Source organism: Xanthomonas campestris pv. phormiicola (assembly GCA_025666215.1).
GTDB classification, from domain to species: Bacteria; Pseudomonadota; Gammaproteobacteria; order Xanthomonadales; family Xanthomonadaceae; genus Xanthomonas_A; species Xanthomonas_A campestris_A.
On record CP102593.1, the window covers coordinates 2,807,959 to 2,828,387 of the forward strand.

The 20,429-nt window shown below is 63.5% G+C and carries 17 protein-coding genes and 1 pseudogene; 17 read left to right on the top strand and 1 reads right to left on the bottom strand.

Annotated features, from left to right (window positions below; all coding sequences use genetic code 11):
- The first annotated feature begins 87 nt into the window (after nt 1-87).
- The 14 genes and pseudogenes from NRY95_11625 to NRY95_11690 all read left to right on the top strand — a co-directional run bounded on the left by NRY95_11625 (nt 88) and on the right by NRY95_11690 (nt 13,019).
- Nucleotides 88-720, top strand: a complete 633-nt coding sequence (locus NRY95_11625; protein UYC14408.1) for a response regulator transcription factor — start codon at nt 88-90, stop codon at nt 718-720.
- A gap of 272 nt (nt 721-992) precedes the next feature.
- Complete coding sequence (rpoN, locus tag NRY95_11630; protein UYC14409.1) at nt 993-2,390, top strand: RNA polymerase factor sigma-54; 1,398 nt, start codon at nt 993-995, stop codon at nt 2,388-2,390.
- Between the two features lie 13 nt (nt 2,391-2,403).
- Entirely contained in the window at nt 2,404-2,787 is a 384-nt protein-coding gene (locus NRY95_11635) for a response regulator transcription factor (GenBank protein ID UYC14410.1), read from the top strand.
- Nucleotides 2,784-4,274: a sigma-54 dependent transcriptional regulator gene (locus tag NRY95_11640; GenBank protein UYC14411.1), complete on the top strand. Its 1,491-nt coding sequence runs from the start codon at nt 2,784-2,786 to the stop codon at nt 4,272-4,274. The genes NRY95_11635 and NRY95_11640 overlap by 4 nt, the downstream gene beginning before the upstream one ends.
- 298 nt (nt 4,275-4,572) lie before the next feature.
- Nucleotides 4,573-5,676 carry a DegT/DnrJ/EryC1/StrS family aminotransferase gene (locus NRY95_11645; GenBank protein UYC14412.1) on the top strand — a complete coding sequence of 368 codons (1,104 nt, stop codon included), beginning with the start codon at nt 4,573-4,575 and terminating at the stop codon, nt 5,674-5,676.
- A gap of 53 nt (nt 5,677-5,729) precedes the next feature.
- A complete protein-coding gene (locus NRY95_11650; GenBank protein UYC14413.1) occupies nt 5,730-5,951 on the top strand; it encodes an acyl carrier protein in 222 nt (73 codons plus the stop codon).
- Between the two features lie 4 nt (nt 5,952-5,955).
- Nucleotides 5,956-6,993: a ketoacyl-ACP synthase III gene (locus tag NRY95_11655; GenBank protein UYC14414.1), complete on the top strand. Its 1,038-nt coding sequence runs from the start codon at nt 5,956-5,958 to the stop codon at nt 6,991-6,993.
- The gene (locus tag NRY95_11660; protein UYC14415.1) at nt 6,990-7,754 is read left to right on the top strand and encodes an SDR family oxidoreductase; all 765 of its coding nucleotides are present in this window, start codon (nt 6,990-6,992) and stop codon (nt 7,752-7,754) included. Before NRY95_11655 ends, NRY95_11660 begins: the two co-directional genes overlap by 4 nt.
- The gene (locus NRY95_11665) at nt 7,751-8,485 is read left to right on the top strand and encodes an SDR family oxidoreductase (protein UYC14416.1); all 735 of its coding nucleotides are present in this window, start codon (nt 7,751-7,753) and stop codon (nt 8,483-8,485) included. The genes NRY95_11660 and NRY95_11665 overlap by 4 nt, the downstream gene beginning before the upstream one ends.
- On the top strand, nt 8,482-9,135 hold the full coding sequence (locus tag NRY95_11670) for a NeuD/PglB/VioB family sugar acetyltransferase (GenBank protein UYC14417.1): 654 nt from the start codon (nt 8,482-8,484) through the stop codon (nt 9,133-9,135). Before NRY95_11665 ends, NRY95_11670 begins: the two co-directional genes overlap by 4 nt.
- A gap of 3 nt (nt 9,136-9,138) precedes the next feature.
- Nucleotides 9,139-10,284: a Rieske 2Fe-2S domain-containing protein gene (locus tag NRY95_11675; GenBank protein UYC14418.1), complete on the top strand. Its 1,146-nt coding sequence runs from the start codon at nt 9,139-9,141 to the stop codon at nt 10,282-10,284.
- Nucleotides 10,274-10,897, top strand: coding sequence for a UDP-3-O-(3-hydroxymyristoyl)glucosamine N-acyltransferase (locus tag NRY95_11680; protein UYC14419.1), 624 nt, complete (start codon nt 10,274-10,276; stop codon nt 10,895-10,897). The genes NRY95_11675 and NRY95_11680 overlap by 11 nt, the downstream gene beginning before the upstream one ends.
- Before the next feature lie 45 nt (nt 10,898-10,942).
- Nucleotides 10,943-12,313 carry a polysaccharide pyruvyl transferase family protein gene (locus tag NRY95_11685; protein ID UYC14420.1) on the top strand — a complete coding sequence of 457 codons (1,371 nt, stop codon included), beginning with the start codon at nt 10,943-10,945 and terminating at the stop codon, nt 12,311-12,313.
- 23 nt (nt 12,314-12,336) lie between these two features.
- A pseudogene (locus NRY95_11690) lies at nt 12,337-13,019 on the top strand (glycosyltransferase family 2 protein).
- 93 nt (nt 13,020-13,112) lie between these two features.
- On the opposite strand, the gene NRY95_11695 reads toward NRY95_11690, so the two are convergent.
- Complete coding sequence (locus NRY95_11695; protein UYC14421.1) at nt 13,113-14,030, bottom strand: hypothetical protein; 918 nt, start codon at nt 14,028-14,030, stop codon at nt 13,113-13,115.
- A gap of 471 nt (nt 14,031-14,501) precedes the next feature.
- On the opposite strand from NRY95_11695, the gene NRY95_11700 reads away from it, so the two are divergent.
- From NRY95_11700 to fliF, 3 genes are all read left to right on the top strand, one after another.
- On the top strand, nt 14,502-17,993 hold the full coding sequence (locus tag NRY95_11700; protein ID UYC18570.1) for a glycosyltransferase: 3,492 nt from the start codon (nt 14,502-14,504) through the stop codon (nt 17,991-17,993).
- A gap of 344 nt (nt 17,994-18,337) precedes the next feature.
- A complete protein-coding gene (gene fliE, locus NRY95_11705) occupies nt 18,338-18,700 on the top strand; it encodes a flagellar hook-basal body complex protein FliE (GenBank protein ID UYC14422.1) in 363 nt (120 codons plus the stop codon).
- An 11-nt stretch (nt 18,701-18,711) separates the two neighbouring features.
- On the top strand, nt 18,712-20,424 hold the full coding sequence (fliF, locus tag NRY95_11710; protein ID UYC14423.1) for a flagellar M-ring protein FliF: 1,713 nt from the start codon (nt 18,712-18,714) through the stop codon (nt 20,422-20,424).
- Nucleotides 20,425-20,429 lie beyond the last annotated feature (5 nt).

The window sequence follows — 20,429 nt, forward strand, 5'->3', positions numbered from 1 at the left end:
TTGGCCACCCCGGCGCACCGCCGCGTGGTTGGCGGCGACGGCGCGCTCGGCTAAGGTGCGGTACTAGAGTAGAGAGATCTTCCCACTGTGCGAGTCATCATCGTCGACGATCACACCCTGGTCCGCGCCGGCCTGAGCCGGCTGTTGCAGACGTTCGCGGACATCGACGTGATCGCCGAGGCCAGCAACGCACAGCAGGCGGTGGACCTGGCCACCCTGCACCGCCCCGACCTGGTACTGATGGACCTGTCGCTGCCCGGGCGCAGCGGCCTGGACGCGTTGACCGACGTGCTGCAGACCTCGCCCAAGACCCGCGTGGTGATGATGTCCATGCACGACGACCCGGTGCACGTGCGCGATGCGCTGGACCGCGGCGCCACCGGCTTCGTGGTCAAGGATGCGGCTCCGCTGGAACTGGAGCTGGCGCTGCGCGCGGCCAGCGTCAACCAGGTGTTCCTGAGCCCGCAGATCTCTTCGAAGATGATTGCGCCGATGCTCGGCCGCGAACGCCCGGTCGGCATCGCGGCGCTGTCGCCGCGGCAGCGCGAGATCCTGCGCCAGATCGGCCGCGGCCAGAGCAACAAGGAAATCGCCTCGGACCTGGGAATCAGCGTCAAGACCGTGGAAACCCACCGCGCGCGGATGATGGAATCGCTGGGCTGCCGCCGCGCCAACGATCTGGTCCTGCTGGCCGCGCGCCACCAGAACGAACTGACCTGAGCGCCGCCGGGAACGGGTTCCCGACACGCGGCACTGGCATGGCGCTTGCCTTAACCGGTCAGCTGCCGCCGTGAAACCGTCGAGGCCCGCCAGCGCTGGCGCTACGGCGCCGACCGACCGGCGCCCCCTACGTCCATGTAGGGATTTTCCCTACAGACTGTCGGGAATTTGACTACCCCGCTCAGGAACCTCCTGATTCTGTTACCGTCGGGTGGCAAGCACTATGCATTCCACGGGCGCCAGAGGGTTGGCGCCAAACCGAGGAAGTTCGCATGAAGCCGACCGTCTCCGCCCAGCTAGGCCAGCAACTCCACCTGACACCGCAATTGCTGCAGTCGATCCGGCTGCTGCAACTGGATGGGATGCAATTGGAAATGGAAATCCGGCGCGCGCTGGAAACCAATCCGTTGCTGGAACTGGAAGAGCCGGAGGGCGTGCTCGAGCCGGTCGTCGATCACGACACCGCGCTGGAAATCGCCGCATTCGACGAGCTGCCCGAATCCTCGATGTGGGACGTTCCCGCCGCCGGCTGGAGCGAGGGCGAAGACGACCGCATGCAGCGCATCGCCGCCGGCGAGTCCACCGATCCGCAGCTGCGCGTGCTGCAGCGCCTGGCGATGGAACTGGACGAACGCGACCTGGAAGTGGCCGCGTTCTGGCTGGAGCACAGCGACGATGCCGGCTACCTCGACGGCGCGCTGGACACGCTGACCCTGCTCGCCTGCGCGCGCTTCGACCGCTCCGCCGCGCAGGTGGAAGCGATCCGCCAGCGGCTGCTGCACGGCGACCCCGCCGGCCTGGCCGCCTGCGACCTGCGCGAATGCCTGAGCGTGCAGCTGGCCGCCCTGCCCGGCCGCGTCGCCGGCCGCCACCTGGCCGCGCGCATCCTCGCCGGCGACCTGAATCTGCTCGCCAGCCACGATTACCCGCTGCTGGCGCGCCTGCTCGACGCCGAAGCCGACGACGTGCGCGAGGCGGTGCGGCTGATCCTGTCGCTGCAGCCGCGCCCCGGCGACAGCCTGCTGCCGGAGAACCTGGGCCACGTGATTCCCGACGTGGTCGCCTGGCACAGCGACGGCACCTGGCGGGTGGCGCTGAACCCGGCCACCACCCACCGCGTCAGCGTCAATCCGATGCACGAGCGCGCCCTGGCCGAGGCCGGCGAGGCGGCGGCGCCGTTGCGCGAAATGCTGCAGGAAGCGCGCTGGCTGACCCGCGGCCTGTCGATGCGCTACGAGACCCTGCTGCGCACCACCCGCGCCATCGTCGAGCGCCAGGCCGCGTTCCTGGTCAAGGGCGAGGAAGCGATGGCGCCGCTGACCCTGAAGGAAGTGGCCGATGCGATCGGCATGCACGAATCCACCGTGTCGCGCATCACCACCGGCAAGTACCTGCAGACGCCGCGTGGTACCTTCGAACTGAAGCATTTCTTCGCCGTGCGCCTGGAAGGCGCCGCGGTCTCGGGACAGGCGGTGCGCGCGATGGTGCGGCGCCTGATCGAATCCGAGCCGTCGGGGCGGCCGCTGGCCGACGAGGCGATCGCCGGGTTGTTGTCGCGCCAGGGCGTGAACGTGGCCAGGCGCACCGTGGCCAAGTACCGTGAACAACTGGATATCGCCCCCGCCCGCGAACGCCGTCGCGCCAAACCGCTGCTGGCCCGCGCGAGCTAAGGAAACACTACACATGAACAAATTGTCCGTACTTCTGGTCGACGACCACGAAGGTTTCATCAACGCCGCGATGCGCCACTTCCGCAAGCTCGACTGGATGGAAGTGATCGGCAGCGCCGCCAACGGCCTGGAGGCGATCGAACGCTCCGAGTCGCTGCGCCCGCAGGTGGTGCTGATGGATCTGGCCATGCCCGAAATGGGCGGCCTGCAGGCCACGCGCCTGATCAAGACCCAGGACCAGGCCCCGTACATCGTGATCGCCAGCCACTTCGACGATGCCGAGCACCGCGAGCACGCCATGCGCGCCGGTGCCGACAACTTCGTCAGCAAGCTGTCCTACATCCAGGAAGTGATGCCGATCCTGGAGGGCTTACGCACAGAGGGAGTACCGGCATGAGCGAATCGCGCATCCTGGTGATCGATGACGACGCGGTCCGTGCCGAACGTACGGTGAGCCTGCTCGAGTTCATGGACCTCAATCCGCGGTGGGTGACCGACGTGGCCGACGTCAACCCCGGCCGCCACCGGCAGAGCGAGTGGATGGCGATCCTGGTCGGCGGACTCGACGACCAGGCCCAGGCCGACGCGTTCTTCGGCTGGGTCGCGCGCAGTCCGCTGCCGCCGCCTGTGCTGCTGCTCAACGGCGAGGCGCAGGCATTCGCGCAGCGCCACGGCCTGCACGAGGCCAACGTGTGGCAGCTGGAAGCGCCGCTGCGCCACGCGCAGCTGGAAACCCTGCTGCGCCGCGCCAGCCTCAAGCGCCTGGACGCCGAGCACCAGGCCGGCGCGGTGCAGGACAGCGGCCCGACCGGCAACAGCGCCGCGGTGGTGCGGCTGCGGCGGCTGATCGACCAGGTCGCCGCGTTCGACACCACCGTGCTGGTGCTGGGCGAGTCCGGGACCGGCAAGGAAGTGGTCGCGCGCGCGATCCACCAGCAGTCGCCGCGCCGCGACGGCCCGTTCGTGGCGATCAACTGCGGCGCGATCCCGCCGGACCTGCTGGAAAGCGAACTGTTCGGCCACGAGAAAGGCTCCTTCACCGGCGCGCTGTCCGCGCGCAAGGGCCGTTTCGAGATGGCCGAGGGCGGCACCCTGCTGCTGGACGAGATCGGCGACATGAGCCTGCCGATGCAGGTCAAGCTGCTGCGCGTGCTGCAGGAACGCAGCTTCGAGCGGGTCGGCGGCAACGTCACCATCCGCTGCAACGTGCGCGTGATCGCCGCCACCCACCGCAACCTGGAAGAGCGCATCGCCGGCAACCAGTTCCGCGAGGACCTGTTCTACCGGCTCAACGTGTTCCCGATCGAGATGCCGGCGCTGCGCGAGCGCAGCGACGACCTGCCGGCGCTGGTCAACACCATCGCCGCGCAGCTGGCGCGTACCGGGCGCGGCGAAGTGCGCTTCTCCGAGGAAGCCCTGCAGGCGCTGCGCGGCTACGACTGGCCGGGCAACGTGCGCGAGTTGACCAACCTGGTCGAGCGCCTGGCGGTACTGCATCCCAGCGGCCTGGTGCGGGTGCAGGACCTGCCGGCGCGCTACCGCGGCGACTTCGCCTCCTCGATCGACGTGTCGGCGCCGCCGGCGCCGATCGCCACGCCGGATCCGCGCCGCATGCCCAACGTGGTCGACCTGCACGTCGGCCCCAAGGCGTTCGCCGATCCGTCCGAAGTGGCGGCGCAGACCGCATCGACGCTGCCGGAAAGCGGCCTGGACCTGCGCGGGCACATGGCCAACATCGAGTTGGCGCTGATCAACGAAGCGCTGGAGCGCACCCAGGGCGTGGTCGCGCATGCGGCGCAGCTGCTGGGCCTGCGGCGCACCACGCTGGTGGAGAAACTGCGCAAGTACGGCATCGACCGCGACCAGACCGAACTGGCCGGCTGAGCGCGCGGCCGCTGTCCCTCATTGCCGCGTCGCCGCGCGTTGCTGCGCTACGGAACGACCGCGGTTCGAAACTGAAGTACCCTCACCCATCGCATCGCATGGCTTTGCGGACGCGCGTCCGGCTGGCCGGATGCGGCTGTGTCGCGAACGATGGGGATCGTCGCGCGCTCACACGCTTCTCGCAGGCGCACGCGGAGGCGGTGGACACGTCTGTTGGCATATGGCTTGCTTTCAGAACAAGAGCCCCGTCGCAACGCGCCGCGCCGCGGATTCTCCACACGTACCCACGCAGGCCACCATGCCCATTCCCGTCACCAGTCCGCTGCTGCCTCCCCTGGACGAGTTCGTGCCGTACCTGGAGAAGATCTGGAACAGCCGCATCCTGACCAATGGCGGCGACATGCACGCGGCCTTGGAGCGTGCCCTATGTGACTACCTGGGCGTCAACCACATTGCCCTGCTCAGCAACGGGACCCTGGCGCTGATCACCGCCTTGCAAGCGCTGCGCATCGCCGGCGAAGTCATCACCACGCCCTACTCCTTCGTTGCCACCACCCATTCCCTGCATTGGAGCGGCATTCGCCCGGTCTTTGTCGATATCGACCCGGTGACCCTGAGCCTGGACCCGGCCAAGATCGAAGCGGCCATTACTCCCCAAACCACGGCGATCATGCCGGTGCATTGCTATGGCAACGTCTGCGATACCGCGGCCATCCAGCGCATTGCCGATATCTACAACCTGCGCGTGATCTATGACGCAGCCCATGCCTTTGGGGTTCGCGATCAGGGTGGTTCGATCCTGCGCCATGGCGATTTGAGCGTTTTGAGCTTCCATGCGACCAAGGTGTTCAATACCTTCGAAGGCGGCGCTATCGTCTGCCCGGACCAGACCACCTATCGCCGCATCGGCTACCTGAAGAATTTCGGCATCGTCGACGAGACCACCGTGGTCGCCCCCGGGATCAATGGCAAGATGAATGAGGTCAGCGCCGCCTTCGGACTGCTGCAGCTCAAGCATATCGACGCAGCGCTGGAACAGCGGCGCCGGATCGACCAGCAATATCGGCAGCTGCTGGCCGGCATCACCGGCATCCGCTGCCTGCCCAAGGACCAGAAGGCCGCAACCAACCATGCGTACTTCCCGATCCTGGTGGATGCGGGCTATCCACTATCGCGTGACGCGCTCTACCAGCGTCTTCGGGAACAGGATGTACTGGCCCGCCGCTATTTCTACCCATTGATCAGTGACCTGCCGATGTATCGCAGCCTGCCCTCGGCTGCGCCGGACAACCTGCCGGTCGCACGCGACATCGCGCAGAAGGTTCTCTGCCTGCCGATCTATCCTGGCCTGGAGCCCGCCGACGTCGAGGCAATCGCGCAGTTGATCGCCCATCCCAGCTGACAGGCTCCAATGCAATTTCCCCCGCAACTCCACAAACCTGGAAATGGAACAACATGAGTCAACAGAAATTCATCGAGGACTTTCTCTCCGCTACCGACTTTCAGGATCCGGTGGAGGTCACCATGGACACCGTCCTGGCTGACTTGCCTGAGTGGGATTCGCTCTCAGCGTTGGGGGTAATCGTCATGTTCGACGTGGATTACGGAAAGGTCATTACCGGCGAAGATCTCAAGAACTGCGCCACCCTAAACGATCTTCACAAACTGCTGGGGTAAAGCCATGGGACTGTCCACTCTTAGCAATGTCCGTTTTGCGGGCATGGCGAGTTGCGTGCCCAAGCGGATCATTTCCAACCTGACCGATTGCCCGCCGAAGATGCGCTCAGAACGCGAGCGTCTGGTGCGTAACATCGGCATCGAGTTTCGTCGCATCTGCCCAAGCTGGCAGACGTTTTCCGATCTGGCGCTCATCGCCACGGAAAGGCTGCTTGCAGAGCTGCAATGGTACAAGGAAGAAATCGATGCACTGATTGTCGTGACGCAATCACCCGACTACCCCATCCCGTCCACGGCCATCATCATGCAGCACCGGCTGCAATTGCCGCAGACCACTATCGCCTTTGATGTCAATCTTGGCTGCTCCGGCTATCCCTTTGGCCTGCACCTGATTGGCAGCATGATTGCGGCGGGAACCATCAAAAAAGCGCTTCTGCTGGTCGGCGACCGCTCCGCCACACTTCTGGATCCATTGTTCTCCGACGCGGGCACCGCCACGGCGCTGGAGTTCGACAAAAATGCGCCACCCATGCATTTCGACTTGAACAGCGACGGTAGCGGCTACCGGGCCATCATGTTACCGGTGGGTGGACATCGTGAGCCTTACGGACACCAGCATATCGCTCCCACACGTGACGAAAACGGTGTGCTGCACTGGCCAGGTGAACTCATTCTGGATGGTCCGGCCGTATTGAGTTTCTCGACCCAGCGTGTGCCGCCAGCGGTGGAAAGATTGCTTGAGTATTCTGGCGTTGCTAAGGACAGCGTTGATTTCTTCGTTTTCCATCAGGCCAACAAAATGATCAACGAAACCATCCGCAAGAAGTTGGCGCTGCCGACAGAGAAAGTGCCGTCAACTCTGCGAGACTTCGGCAATACCAGTGGCGCTTCCCTGCCCGTCACCATGACCGTCCGCCTGAACGATACGCTGGTCAAGGCCAGGCACCGCTTGTTACTTGCCGGCTTTGGTATTGGCCTGTCCTGGGGCACGGCAATCGTTGACGTCGAGAACGCAGTCTTTCCAGCACTGATCGAAGCATGAGCGCCGAGCGCGATCCATTTTCCCTGGAAGGCAAGCGCGTCCTAGTGACTGGCGCTTCATCGGGTATTGGTCGACAAATTGCCATCACTTGCTCACAAATGGGAGCGCGCGTCGTCATCACCGGGCGCAACGCCGAGCGGTTGCAAGCCACATTCAACCAACTGGAAGGCCAAGGCCACACGCAAGTCGTGGCGGACTTGGCGGTACAGGAAGGCATTGACCGCGTAGTGGGTGCGAGCGGTGTCATCAACGGCTTGGCGCACGCAGCCGGCATGTCCAAGCTGACGCCCTTTCGAATGATTGGCCATGCGCACCTGGACGAGACATTTGCAAGCAACACCTACGCCCCCATGCTACTGACTCGAGGCCTACTGGCGAAAAAGCAGATCGCGCCGGGCGGCTCCCTGCTATTCATTGCCTCAATTGCCTCGCATATCGGCCCGTTGGCTAGCAGCGCCTACGCTGCCAGCAAAAGCGCCCTGCTGGGCATGATGCGCTCGCTGGGTATGGAAGTAGCCAAGCAAGGCATGCGCGCCAACTGCATCGCACCGGGTTATGTACGCACTCCCTTGCTGGATGGCTTGCAGGGAAGCGGCGGCAATATGGACAGTCTGTTTGAATTGACCCCACTTGGCATGGGCGAGCCAGAAGACGTGGCTTACGCAGCAGTGTTCTATCTTTCAGATGCCAGCCGCTGGATTACGCGCAACCACTTCATTCTTGATGGCGGTTTTTCTGTACCGATGGACATCTACGCATGAGTAACGCGGCGCAACGAGCTTTTTCGCTGACTGGCAAGACCATCCTTGTCACAGGTGCTTCATCAGGCATCGGCAGGCAAATCGCCGATTCCTGCGCGCGGCGCGGGGCGCGCTTGGTCATCACCGGACGGGATGCAGACCGCCTTCAGGAAACCTACAACTTGTTAAAAGGCCAAGGACACCTCCAGGTGCTGGCCGACCTGACCAAAGCCGAAGGCCGTGAACGACTGGTGCAGGGCATTTCCAGCATAGATGGCTTGGTACACTGCGCTGGCAGGCAGCGCTTGAGCCCCATCCGGCAATTGACCGAGAAGCTCATGACCGATATCTATGAGGTCAATTTCCTGGCACCTGTCATGCTCACCCAGCGGCTGTTGCAGGCAAACGCTCTCGCGCCTGAAAGTTCCATCGTCTTCATGCTCTCCACTGCGGCCCATATCGGAACGCCCGGGGTAGGACCATATTCGGCCATGAAGTCAGCCCTGCTCGGCATCATCCGCTGCCTGTCCATGGAGCAGGCCAAACGCAAGATCCGGGTCAATGGCATGTCTCCCTCTGCAGTCGTGACGCCCATCTGGGACGCAAGCCATTTGGAAGCACAGCGAAAACGCCATCCGCTCGGATTAGGCACCCCAGAGGACGTAGCGAACGCTGCGATCTATCTCTTGTCCGACGCCAGCCGCTGGGTAACCGGGACGAGTTTGGTGATGGACGGTGGGGCCGTCCTGTGACCTATTCCGTGCTCATCGTCGGCGCGGGCGGCTGGGGCCGGGAGGTTCTCGAGCAAATGCAAGGTGATGTCGCGCACCGCAAGGAATGGGAAGTCACGGGGTTCCTGGACAGCCGCGAGCACATTCTCGATGGCTTCGATACTGGGGTACCCATCGTCGGCGACCCTTTGACATACGTGCCGCGTGGCAACGAGGCTTTTGTCTGCGCGCAAGGCGACCCACTGGAACGGCGTAAATACATTCAACCGCTGCTTGCAAAAGGGGCCGTATTCATCCCGATCTGCACCGAGGCGCACCTCAGTCGCAGCGTGCGTCTAGGCACAGGTTGCTTTCTCGGCAACCAAGTCCACGTCGGCCCCGATGTGTGGATCGGGGATTTTGCTAATCTGCTCACTTGGTCGGTGATTGGACACGACGTTCGTATTGGCAATTATGCTCATGTGGGAGCGCAGGTTTTCATGGGCGGCGGTGTACAAATAGGCGATTTCGCAGTCGTGCACCCGCGTGCCACCCTAGTGCCCGGCGTCAAGGTAGGTGAGCACGCTGTCGTCGGCACCGGTGCGGTCGTGCTGAAGGATGTGCCAGCGGGTGCCACGGTGTTCGGCAATCCGGCCAAGATCGTATTCCACAAGAACATCGAGATGGACTGATCCATGCGCTCCAGGATGCACCCCAAGTATTACTTGTCGCAGGAAATCTTTGATCGCGAGCAGCGCAAGATCTTCCGTAGGGTCTGGTTGTTCGCAGGACTCAAAACGCTGCTGAAGGATCACAATTGCTTTATCACACGCAAGATCGCAGGCGTCCCCCTGGTCATCCAGAACTTCCACGGTGAAATTCGTGCGTTCGAGAACGTTTGCCTCCACCGCAGTGCGCTGATCCAGGCCGGCGCTATCGGTTGCCGCCCTTTGGTGTGCCCTTACCACGCATGGAGTTACGACGAACGAGGTCGGGTGAAGAACATTCCGGACTGTGGCTCGATCTATCGTATTGACGATGGTGAAAAAAACAATCTCAAGCTGCGCGAATTCTCACTGCACGCCATTGGCAACGTGCTGTTTGTGAACCTAGATCCTAACCCGATGTCAATCGAGGAGCAGTTTTCGCCGGATTTCATCGCCTTGCTGGAAAGTAGTTCCAACGCTTATGACACTGAGGTCATGGTGACTACATGGCATGGCCGGTACAACTGGAAGCTCGCTTACGAAAACCTTCGGGATGCCAATCACCCGCGCTTCGTCCACCCTAAGACCCTGGCCAAGAGTGTCAGTTTCGTTCCCCACGTAAACGAGGAACAAGCCAAGGAGTCGATGAAAACCTTGCAAGACACATCGCCCGCGGCCTTGAGGCGCGAAATGCGTCGCTTCAGCTTCGGCGGCGCTGAAGCACCCATCCCCAACCTTAGACACTTCGGCTGGCACGATAAAGTGGAACGCTGGGGCAAGCAGGACGCCTACTTCAACTGGTTGGCTTTCCCGAACTTGCATATCGCCAGCGCAAACGGCGGCTATTCCTTCACACTGGAACACCACATCCCCATCACACCTGACAGGACCGACTTGGAAATCTATTGGTTCAGCGCACGCAAGAAGCGGTCTTATGGGTTTTCCGGCCAGGTGTTACTGGCACAAATGCACGGAAGCAAGACGGTAGTGGGTGAAGACGTGGAAATCATGGAGCGGGTGCAGTCCGCATTGCACACAGATGCTCCACTGCCCACCCAGGGTGACTACGAATCCATGAATCGCCTGGTCGAACGCTGGTACGAAACGCTGATGGAAACCGAACATGAAATCTAGGTGGATCATCGGCGGCAGCGAATACCTCGATCTGGCCTTTCACGCCTGGAAGCAGGCGCGTCAGGACGAGACGGTCATCAGGATTGACGTGCCACAGGATGCTGATCACGCGTTCGATCTGGGTGTGCTGGATGGGCTGAATCCATCTGACGGAGTCATGTTCGCCGCCTTCGACGAACACTTCGGCAACTTCAAGCGCATGGAACTGATGCAGGCAGCAATGGAGCGTGGCTTCAAGCTGGAGCCGTTCATACACTCTAGCGCCACCATCGGCGCGGACACGGTCATCGGCCTCAACGCGTTCGTGGGTGCCAATGCTGTCGTCGGGCACGGCTGCAGGATTGACTACAATACCGTCATCCATGCCGGAGCGCACCTTGGGCCGGCATGCCGCATCAAATCCTCGTGCTGGATAGAGCATGGCGTTCAAATCGGCACTGGCGTCGAAATCGGCGGCAACAGCATTCTGCGTACGGGCGCCATCGTGCGCTCAGGCGTCAAGGTGGGCCGAAGCTGCGAACTTGGCTGGCCGCGTGTCTACGACGAGGACGTGCCTGCTAAGACCTATTTCGACACCCACTACGACACGCCCATTCATACCTACGATAGATAATCTTCTTAAGCCTAGGAGCATTCATGACTTGGAGAAGATAGAGCGATGACCGACGCCAGCAAGATTTTCCTTTTTAACTCGGCCCTTCCTGAATCCCTGGAAATTTCGGATTTCCTGAAAGGCATGGGGCCGTCCCAAGACAATGTCAGAGGCCAGAACATCGGAAACGGCTACATCGCTTATGGTTTTTTGAAAGCGCTATTCGGGCGCCCGGTGAAGCTTGACCACATTTCCAATGCACTGGAGGCAAAGCTCTCCGATCAACTTGCAGAAGAGATCAACGGAAGATATTCGCATCTTGTCTGGACGATGAAGGATGACATCCGGGAGGACTTCTCGGGCCTTCCTGTTGAGCGAATCACGCACTTTCTTGAAAAAATCATGATCCCGATCGTGCCGGTGAGCCTTTGCGCGAACTCATTCAACGGCTACGACCTCGGCTTGGCCGAGCGCCTCAGTCCCAATCAAAAGCGAAATTTCTCCCTTCTCTCTGAAAAGTCAAAGCTGATTGGTGTTCGCGGAAATTATTCCGCCGAAATCTTGAACAGCCTCGGCATAAAGAACGTCAAAGTGATTGGCTGCCCGAGCTACTTCGAGAACGGGCCCTCCCGGGCTCTGCAAAAAAAACCATGGGATGTGGACAAAGTCATCACTACGGCAACATTCTTCAATTCCGGGCTGCCGCGGACATCCCATCTGCTGCAGGATGAGTTGTATTTCATCAACTTGCTCTACCTTGACAAAGCACTACCATCGACTCCCAACATCACAGCGCAACCTTTCAACCTCGACGAAATACCCACGTCCTTCCAACTACTGGCCAAGGCCATGGCTGGAAGGTTGGAGTTTTTCTCGGATTACAACCAGTGGGCTACGTTCTTCAAAAGCAACGACCATTGCCTTACGATTGGGACCCGACTTCATTCCGGAATCCTCTCGATTAATAGCGGCGTCCCCGCCATTGTGACCAATCCGGACTCCAGGGCCAGGGAAACTTGTGAATACCTCCGCATCCCTTATGACCCCACTATTCACAGCCGAAGCAACATCCGTGAAGTTTTCGAGAACCTCGACCTCTCGGAAATGAACAACGCTTACCCGGCTTTGCATAAGGAATTTCTTGATTTTCTCGACACAGTCGGCCTTATGCCTTGCACTGCACCCCATGACAGACCCTGCTTTGAATTTCCGGATCTGAAGAAAAGCAATAGCCCCTCAATTACAACTGAGTTACATGAAGCCTACACCGAACTCGTAGAGAATCTGGACCGCGAGGTCGTTGTCCGGAGAGAGCATGGCGGAGAAATATCTCGACGGCTGGTAAATAAATTCCAACTCCTAAGACAGCGCTATCCAGGGCTGACGCGCAAGGAGTATTTGGATTATCTCAGCCGATTTTCGGGTGAAGCTAAGTGAAACTGGATCTGGTCAGCATCGTCATGCCTGCCTACAAGGCGACCTATTTCGAGCAGGCCATGGACAGCGTGCTGGCACAGACCTACCCTGCGCTTGAGCTGGTGATCTGCGACGACAACGCAGACGGCGGTGTTTCCAGGATCGTTGAGAACAAGCGCGCCCTGGCCGGTTTTCCCATTCGCTACTTCAAGAATGAGGACCGCCTCCGAGCTGGCTAGCAAGGTCAAAGGATCGGTCTGGCCCAGGGCAAGTACATCAAGTTCCTGCACGACGACGATGTGTTGATGCCGGAATGCATCTAAGAGCTGGGGGCGGCGATGGAAGCCAACCCCAGTGTTGCGATGGCGTCCTTCGCCACGGCTGCGCATTGATGAGCAAGGCGAGCCGTTGCCGGACATCCTGGCGACCTGCTTTCCGTTTTCCGAGGATGTACTGATCGATGGGCGCGAGCTGCGGTCCTTCCTCGCTGACCACACCATCAATTTCATCGGCGAGCACAGCTGCGTGCTGTGCCGGCACCAGGACCTGGGCGATGAACCGATGTCCTTGAGCGGCAAGGTCATCCATTGGGTGGGCGACCTGGCGCTGTACGCCAAGGTCCTGCAGCGCGGCAACCTGTCGTTCCTGTCCAGTCCAGGCCCTGACCCACTTCCGCGTCTTCACCGTCCAGTTCAGTCAGTCTGGGCGCGACCATCCGGGCATCGGCAAGTTGGACTGGCAGCGCACCAGCTTGGCCAATCGCCGGTCTGAATGAAGAATCCCAGTCTTCACGAACGAACAGCCTTCATAAGGTCTAATATCAAGAATAACTCCCGCCGGCATAAATGGATCCAGCCACACTTCCTGGAAAGATATTTTGGCCTTTCCCACTAACCCAAATCACCCCATTTGCATAGACCTTATACCGCAGGCCTGTGGCCGCACCGGAGAACGTAAATGTTGTGTCACCGCCATTTATGCTACCCACGCGGCCAGCGTCAACGAAGGAAATAGTATAAGCCGGCGTACCTGTCAAGGTGACGGTGATGCTACCAAGAACCAGTTGACCACCATCGTATACTCCATAATGGGTGGTGCCACCTCCAGTGATACTGTAGTTGCCTGGGACGTAACAGACGCCATTGGTAGTTGTGGTGATTTGGGAACCGGTCATCGCTGCAAACACGTGGCCACCCAGGAAACTACAAAACCCTCTACTATTGATCAATATGCCGTTTACTGTGCCCCCGCCACCGAAAGTGAAACCAGACAACTGAACCCTGCTACCGTCACCCACCGTAAGGATCGATCCCGCAGTATTGCGCCAAATAGCAGACGTGCCACCTACAAACCGAACGACGCCACCTGTCACGTTGCCCATCGAAACATTTTCTACATAAGTTCCGTCTGCGACATTGATAAATACCGTATAGCCGCATAGCGAATAACGTGTTCGCAGTACATTTACAGCATGTTGGATGGTCTGAAATGCCGTCGCGGCGCTTAGCCCATCATTGGAATCATTGCCCATGTTGGAGACATACAAAGACAAATCTTGAGTCAAGGCAACGGCGTAAGTAACATAGCTATTCGCGCTAGTGCCCATCGCGAACCGACCTTCATCACTGATGAAATATGGCTCGCTGGCAGCGAGCTCACCAGCCGTCGCAGCAGTATCAAACTGCGCGCGCGTGCCGCTTTTTACATAGATATTGGCACCTGAGATTGCATCTGGCATGGCATGAAGCTCCTTAAATATATAATTGCGAAGTTTATTATCCTAAAATTTACCTGCCACCATAATGAGAATTGTAAAAGCAAGAATTTTTCGGAAATTCATAACTTCTCCAACAGCGGAGAGTATCTTGGCCTCAAATATTTGATAGTACCGGGATGTCGTCATTCTCCAGTGGCGATTCGCGGCCCATCCAACCTACCATTGGCATCGACCGATTACTGAGAACCAGCCCTCATTTGAGGGTCGGCATCGGCTCAGTCATCCGCGCCTCTGCGCGTTTCAGGCTTGGCTGAACTCAGCAGCCTCACGCCGACCAATCAAAGTACGCATCTTTCAAGTGGCAGATGACGCTCGCGCCGATGCCTGTATGCGGGTGGTTGCCGAATCCCCGACAATGCTATGAGTCCCAGTTGTCCAACCCTTGAACACGGCCCACCCTGCATGACTCCCAACTCCCTGGTCAGCATCGTCATGCCGGCCTACAAGTTCCGCTACTTCGAGCGGACGCTCGACAGCGTGCTGGGCCAGACCCATCCGGCGCTGGAAATGGTGATCTGCGACGACAACCCCGATGGCACCATCGCCGCGGCGGTGGAACGCAGGCGCGCCGACGCGCGCTTCCCGATCCGCTACCAGCACAACCCCAGCCGCCTGGGCGAACTCGGCAGCACCATCAAGGGCATCGGCCTGGCGCAGGGCGACTACGTCAAGTTCCTGCACGACGACGACGTGCTGGAGCCGGACTGCATCGCCGCGCTGGTGCAGGCCATGCAGGCCGGCCCCGACGTGGTGCTGGCCTCCTCGCGCCGGCAGCGCATCGACGGCGACGATGCGCCGCTGCCGGACATCCACGCCACCAGCTTCCCGTTCGCCGGCGATGTGTTGCTCGACGGCCCCGAGCTGCTGTCCTTCCTCGCCGACCACACCATCAACTTCATCGGCGAGCCGAGCTGCGTGCTGTGCCGGCGCCAGGATCTGCTGGAGATCGGCGACCAGCTGATGATGCTGGACGGCAAGCTGATCCACTGGGTCGGCGACCTGGCGCTGTACGCCAAGCTCCTGCACCGCGGCAACCTCGCTCTGCTGGCCAGACCACTGACCCGGTTTCGGGTGACGCGGGACCAGTACAGCCAGGCCGGCCGCGACCAACCAGGCATCGGCGACCAGGGCCACGACGATTTCCGCCGCGGCGTGCGCGCCATGGGCTGGTATCGCGGCGATGGCGACGTGCGCCTGGTCCATGTGGCGCCGCTGGGCGGCGGCGACGCCGTGCCGGTCGATCTGCTGCAGGCGATCCAGGCCGCGTATGCGCGCGGCCGCGCGCAGCTGGCACTGCTGGACTGGCAGGCGCAGCGGCAGCTGCCGCCGGCCAAGCGCGCCCTGTTCGACGCGCGCCTGGCGGAACTGGGTGGCGGCGCGCGGCTGGCGGTAATGCTGGACGCGCGCAACGCCGACGCGGCCGCGCTGCAAGCCAGCCTGCACAGCCTGCTGCTCGACGGCGCCGCCTTCGCCACGCTGAGCGTGGCCGTGCTGGGCGACCCGGCGGCCACGCCATGGCCGGATCCGCGGGTCCGGCATCTGCCGCTGACGTCCGCCGACGAGGCCGCCGACCGCAACGCCGCGCTGGCCGAACTCGACCACGCGGACTGGTTCCTGTGCGCCGGCGCCGGCACCCGTTTCTGCGCGGGCGGCCTGCTGCGGTTGGTTCTGGAACTGGCGCAACAGCCGCACTGCAGCGCGCTGTATGCCGACGAATGGCTGGCGCTGGACGGCCAGACGCTGGCCCCGGTGCTGCGCCCGGATCCGGATCTGGACCTGCTGCTGGGCAATCCGCTGGCGACCGCCCGGCACTGGGTGTTCCGCCGCGCCCTGGTGCAGGAGCTGGGCGGGTTCGATCCCGATCACGCCGGCGCGCTGGAACTGGAGCTGATCCTGCGCCTGTTCCAGCGCGATGCCGGCGCCAGCCTGGTACATCTGCCCGAGCCGCTGCTGATCGCGGCACCGGCCGACGCCGCCGCGGGCGCCGAGGCGCGCCAGCGCGCCGTCGCCGGCCACCTGCAGGCGCGTGGCTACACCGACGCCAGGATCGACACGCTGCCCGGCGGATTGCACCGCATCGACTACGGCCACGCGCAGCAGGCGCCGGTCTCGATCGTGACCATCGCCCAGGACAATCTGCCGGCCCTGCAACGCCTGGTGGTCGGCCTGCTCGAGACCACCGCCTACCCGGCCTACGAACTGCTGCTGGTCGACAACGCCAGCACCTCGGCGGCGGTCGGCGACTGGCTGCAGGCGGTGGCCGAACTGGGCAATGGCCGCATCCGCGTGTTCGCATTGGAGCAGCGCGTGGCGCAGGCCGAGGCGCGCAACCTGGCCGCGACCCAGGCGCAGGGCGACTACCTGCTGTTCCTGGACGCCGACAGCGCCGTGGTCCAGGGCCGCTGGCTGCACGGACTGATGAACCATGCGCAGCGCCCGGAGGTCGGCATCGTCGGCGCCAAGGGCGTGTCCGCGGACGCCACCATCACCCACGCGGGTCTGCTGCCCGGGCTGTTGCCCGGCGCCGGCCACGCCTTCGCCGGCGAGCCGATGGCACACGCCGGCTACATGGGCCGGCTGCAGGTGGCGCACCGCTACAGCGCGGTGTCCGAACGCTGCATGCTGGTGCGGCGCGAGCTGTTCGCGCGGCTGTCCGGGTTCGATGCGGCAGGCTTCGCCGACGGCGGGGCCGACGTGGACCTGTGCCTGCGCGCGGCCGCGCTTGGCGAATGGACGCTCTGGACGCCGGAAGCGCTGCTGCTGCTGCCCGCCGCGCCGCCGCGGCCGCAAAGCGCCGACGATGCCTTGCTGCAACGCTGGCTGCCGGTCATGGCGCACGATCCGGCCTACTCGCCGAGCCTGGGCCTGGAGCAGCCGGGCGGTTTCAAGCTGGGCGAGTCCGAGTTCTCCTGGCAGCCGCTGTCGTGGCAGCCGCTGCCGCGGATCCTGGCGCACCCGGGCGATGCGTTCGGCAGCGGCCACTACCGGGTGATCCAGCCGTTCCAGGCGCTGGCCGAGGCCGGGCAGATCGATGGCGTCTACTACGCGCGCCTGCTCGATCCGGTGGAGATGGAGCGCGTGGCTCCCGATGCGGTGCTGGTGCAACGCCGGGTCGGCGAGGCCGAGCTGGCGAAGATGGAGCGCATGCGCCGCTTCTCCAGCGCATTCAAGGTCTACGAACTGGACGACTACCTGCCCAACCTGCCGCTGAAGAGCGCGCATCGCGAGCAGATGCCCAAGGACGTGCTGCGCTGGCTGCGCCGCGCCGCGGCGCTGGTGGACCGGGTGGTGGTGTCCACCCCCGCCCTGGCCGAGGCCCTGGCCGGCCTGCATGCGGACATCCGCGTGGTCCACAACCGGCTGGATCCGCACATGTGGGGCGAGCTGCCCGCGCCGACCAGGACCAGTGCCGGCGGCAAACCGCGGGTCGGCTGGGCCGGCGGCGCCAGCCACACCGGCGACCTGGAACTGATCGCCGACGTGGTGCAGGCGCTGGCCGGCGAAGTGCACTGGGTGTTCATGGGCATGTGCCCGGAGCGGCTGCGCCCGCATGTGGCCGAAGTGCACCCGGGCGTGGACTTCGGGCGCTACCCGCAGGCCCTGGCCGCGCTGCGCCTGGACCTGGCGCTGGCGCCGCTGGAAGACAACCTGTTCAACCGCTGCAAGAGCAATCTGCGCCTGCTCGAATACGGCGCCTGCGGCTACCCGGTGGTGGCCAGCGACCTGCCGCCCTACCAGCACGGGTTGCCGGCGACCCTGGTCAAGAACCGCTTCCGCGACTGGGTCAACGCGATCCGCATGCACCTGGCCGATGCCACCGCCCGGGCTGCGGCCGGCGCTGCGCTGCACGCGGCAGTGCGCCGCGACTGGATGCTGCAAGGCGCCAACCTGCAGGCCTGGCGCGCGGCCTGGCTGCCGGACTGAGCGCAGCGGCCGCCGGGACCGGCAGCAGGATTGCATCCTGCTGATCCGGGCCAGGACGCGGGCCGGCACGGCGCGTCAATCGGCCGTCGCCAGGGCAGCAAAGACCGCGACCGGGCGGCGTCGGGAAGCCGACGCCGCCGCCTGCCCTCGCACGGCGCGCCCCTCCCTACTCCCCCCGGGAGAAGCTGCCCCGAAGGGGCGGATGAGGGGAAGGGCGACGCTTCGTGTCGTTCGATGCGGCCAGGCGTTCGCCCGTCCTTCCGGGTAGCCGGCCGGCACCCGCCGGATTCCGGCACACCGCTTGCATCCATCCCCGGTAGCCGCCCCGGCATGGACATCCCCGTATGAGCGACTCCATCAGTTCCATCCTCTCGCAGATCCGCAGCTACCAGAGCCAGGTCGGCCAGGCAGCGCCTGCGCAGGTGGCCGATGCCGGGCGCAGCAATGCGATCGAGGGCCTGACCGGGACCCAGGGCACGCAGGCCCCGAGCTTCAGCGAGACCCTGCGCAGCGCGATCAGCGGCGTCAACGAGACCCAGCAGAAGGCCGGCGATCTGGCCAAGGCGTTCGAAATGGGCGATCCCAATGCCGGCCTGGCCAAGGTGATGATGGCCGCGCAACAGTCCCAGGTGGCGTTCCGCGCCACCGTGGAAGTCCGCAACCGACTCGTCCAGGCGTATCAGGACGTGATGAACATGCCGCTGTAAGGTAGACACCGATGGCTCTTGCGCTCAGCAAAGACACTCTCAGCGGCGAAAAGGCAGGCGCCTGGTTCGATCGCCTGCAGAGCCTGCAGATCACCCGCCGCATCGGGCTGATGGCGATGATCGCCGTGGCCGTGGCCGCGGGCCTGTTCGTGTTCTTCTGGTCGCAGAAGCCCGCCTACACGCCCCTGTACACCGGCCTGGACGAAAAGGGCACGGCCGAGGCCACCGATCTGCTGCGCACCGCGCAGATCCCGTTCAAGCTCGACCAGACCACCGGCGCGATCACCGTGCCGGAAGACAAGCTCTACGACGCGCGGCTGAAGCTGGCCGGCTCCGGCCTGACCGACACCGGCAACATGGGCTTCGAGGTCATGGAGAAGGATCCGGGCTTCGGCGTCAGCCAGTTCGTCGAGAACGCGCGCTACCAGCACGCGCTGGAAACCGAACTGGCGCGCACCATCGCCAGCCTGCGCCCGGTGCGCGAGGCGCGGGTGCACCTGGCCATTCCCAAGCCCAGCGCGTTCACCCGCCAGCGCGACGTGGCCAGCGCCTCGGTGGTGCTGGAACTGCGCGGCGGCACCACCCTGGAACGCAACCAGGTCGATGCGATCGTCAACATGGTCGCCTCCAGCATCCCCGACCTGACCCCGGAGCGGGTCACCGTGGTCGACCAGAGCGGGCGCATGCTGACCATCGCCGACCCGAACAGCGACGCGGCCCTGAACGCGGCCCAGTTCGAGCAGGTGCGGCGCCAGGAAAGCTCCTACAACCAGCGCATCCGCGAACTGCTGGAGCCGATGACCGGCCCCGGCCGGGTCAATCCGGAAGTCAGCGTGGACATGGACTTCTCGGTCACCGAGGAAGCCCGCGAGCTGTACAACGGCGAGCCGCCGAAGCTGCGCAGCGAGCAGGTCAGCGACAGCAGCACCGCCGCGGCCGGCCCGCAGGGCGTGCCCGGCGCGACCAGCAATTCGCCGCCCGGCGCCGCCGCGCCGGGACAGCCCGGTGCCGCCGGCACCCCGGGCGCCACCCCGGCCAACGCCCAGCAGGCGGCCGCCGCGACCCCGACCGAAACCTCCAAGAGCGCCACCCGCAACTACGAGCTGGACCGCACCCTGCAGCACACCCGGCAGCCGCCGGGCCGGATCAAGCGCGTGTCGGTGGCGGTGCTGGTCGACCATGTGCCGCGGCCGGGCGCCAAGGGCAAGATGGTCGAGCAGGCGCTCAGCGCCGCCGAGCTGACCCGCATCGAAGGCCTGGTCAAGCAGGCGGTCGGTTTCAATGCCGAGCGCGGCGACACCGTCTCGGTGATGAATGCCCCGTTCGTGCGCGAGGCGCCGGAAGCGGCGGACAAGCCCGGTTGGTGGGAAGATCCGCGGGTGATGAACGGCTTGCGCCTGCTGCTCGGCGCGGCCGTGGTGCTGGCCCTGCTGTTCGGCGTGCTGCGCCCGGCGCTGCGCCAGATCGCCGGCCCGGCGCCGGCCAAGAACATCGGCAAGGACAAGTCCGAGCCGCACAACGCCAATGTGTCGATGCTGGACGACGACGACCCGCTGCTGCCGTCGATGGCCGAGGACACGGCCAGCATCGCCGGCGGCAGCCGTCCCGCGATCGCCCTGCCCGACGCCTACGAAGAGCGTCTGCGCCTGGCCCGCGAAGCGGTCAAGCAGGATTCCAAGCGTGTCGCGCAAGTCGTGAAGGGATGGGTCGCCAGTGAAGCCTGATGCCA

Bases quoted from the DNA above. Each gene is read 5' to 3' on its own strand.
- NRY95_11700 (UYC18570.1), top strand. From the start codon at position 14,502: ATGCCGGCCTACAAGTTCCGCTACTTCGAGCGGACGCTCGACAGCGTG.
- rpoN (UYC14409.1), top strand. From the start codon at position 993: ATGAAGCCGACCGTCTCCGCCCAGCTAGGCCAGCAACTCCACCTGACA.
- NRY95_11680 (UYC14419.1), top strand. From the start codon at position 10,274: ATGAAATCTAGGTGGATCATCGGCGGCAGCGAATACCTCGATCTGGCC.
- NRY95_11635 (UYC14410.1), top strand. From the start codon at position 2,404: ATGAACAAATTGTCCGTACTTCTGGTCGACGACCACGAAGGTTTCATC.
- NRY95_11665 (UYC14416.1), top strand. From the start codon at position 7,751: ATGAGTAACGCGGCGCAACGAGCTTTTTCGCTGACTGGCAAGACCATC.
- fliF (UYC14423.1), top strand. From the start codon at position 18,712: ATGGCTCTTGCGCTCAGCAAAGACACTCTCAGCGGCGAAAAGGCAGGC.
- NRY95_11650 (UYC14413.1), top strand. From the start codon at position 5,730: ATGAGTCAACAGAAATTCATCGAGGACTTTCTCTCCGCTACCGACTTT.
- NRY95_11685 (UYC14420.1), top strand. From the start codon at position 10,943: ATGACCGACGCCAGCAAGATTTTCCTTTTTAACTCGGCCCTTCCTGAA.
- NRY95_11675 (UYC14418.1), top strand. From the start codon at position 9,139: ATGCGCTCCAGGATGCACCCCAAGTATTACTTGTCGCAGGAAATCTTT.
- NRY95_11645 (UYC14412.1), top strand. From the start codon at position 4,573: ATGCCCATTCCCGTCACCAGTCCGCTGCTGCCTCCCCTGGACGAGTTC.
- NRY95_11695 (UYC14421.1), bottom strand. From the start codon at position 14,030: ATGCCAGATGCAATCTCAGGTGCCAATATCTATGTAAAAAGCGGCACG.
- fliE (UYC14422.1), top strand. From the start codon at position 18,338: ATGAGCGACTCCATCAGTTCCATCCTCTCGCAGATCCGCAGCTACCAG.
- NRY95_11640 (UYC14411.1), top strand. From the start codon at position 2,784: ATGAGCGAATCGCGCATCCTGGTGATCGATGACGACGCGGTCCGTGCC.
- NRY95_11660 (UYC14415.1), top strand. From the start codon at position 6,990: ATGAGCGCCGAGCGCGATCCATTTTCCCTGGAAGGCAAGCGCGTCCTA.
- NRY95_11655 (UYC14414.1), top strand. From the start codon at position 5,956: ATGGGACTGTCCACTCTTAGCAATGTCCGTTTTGCGGGCATGGCGAGT.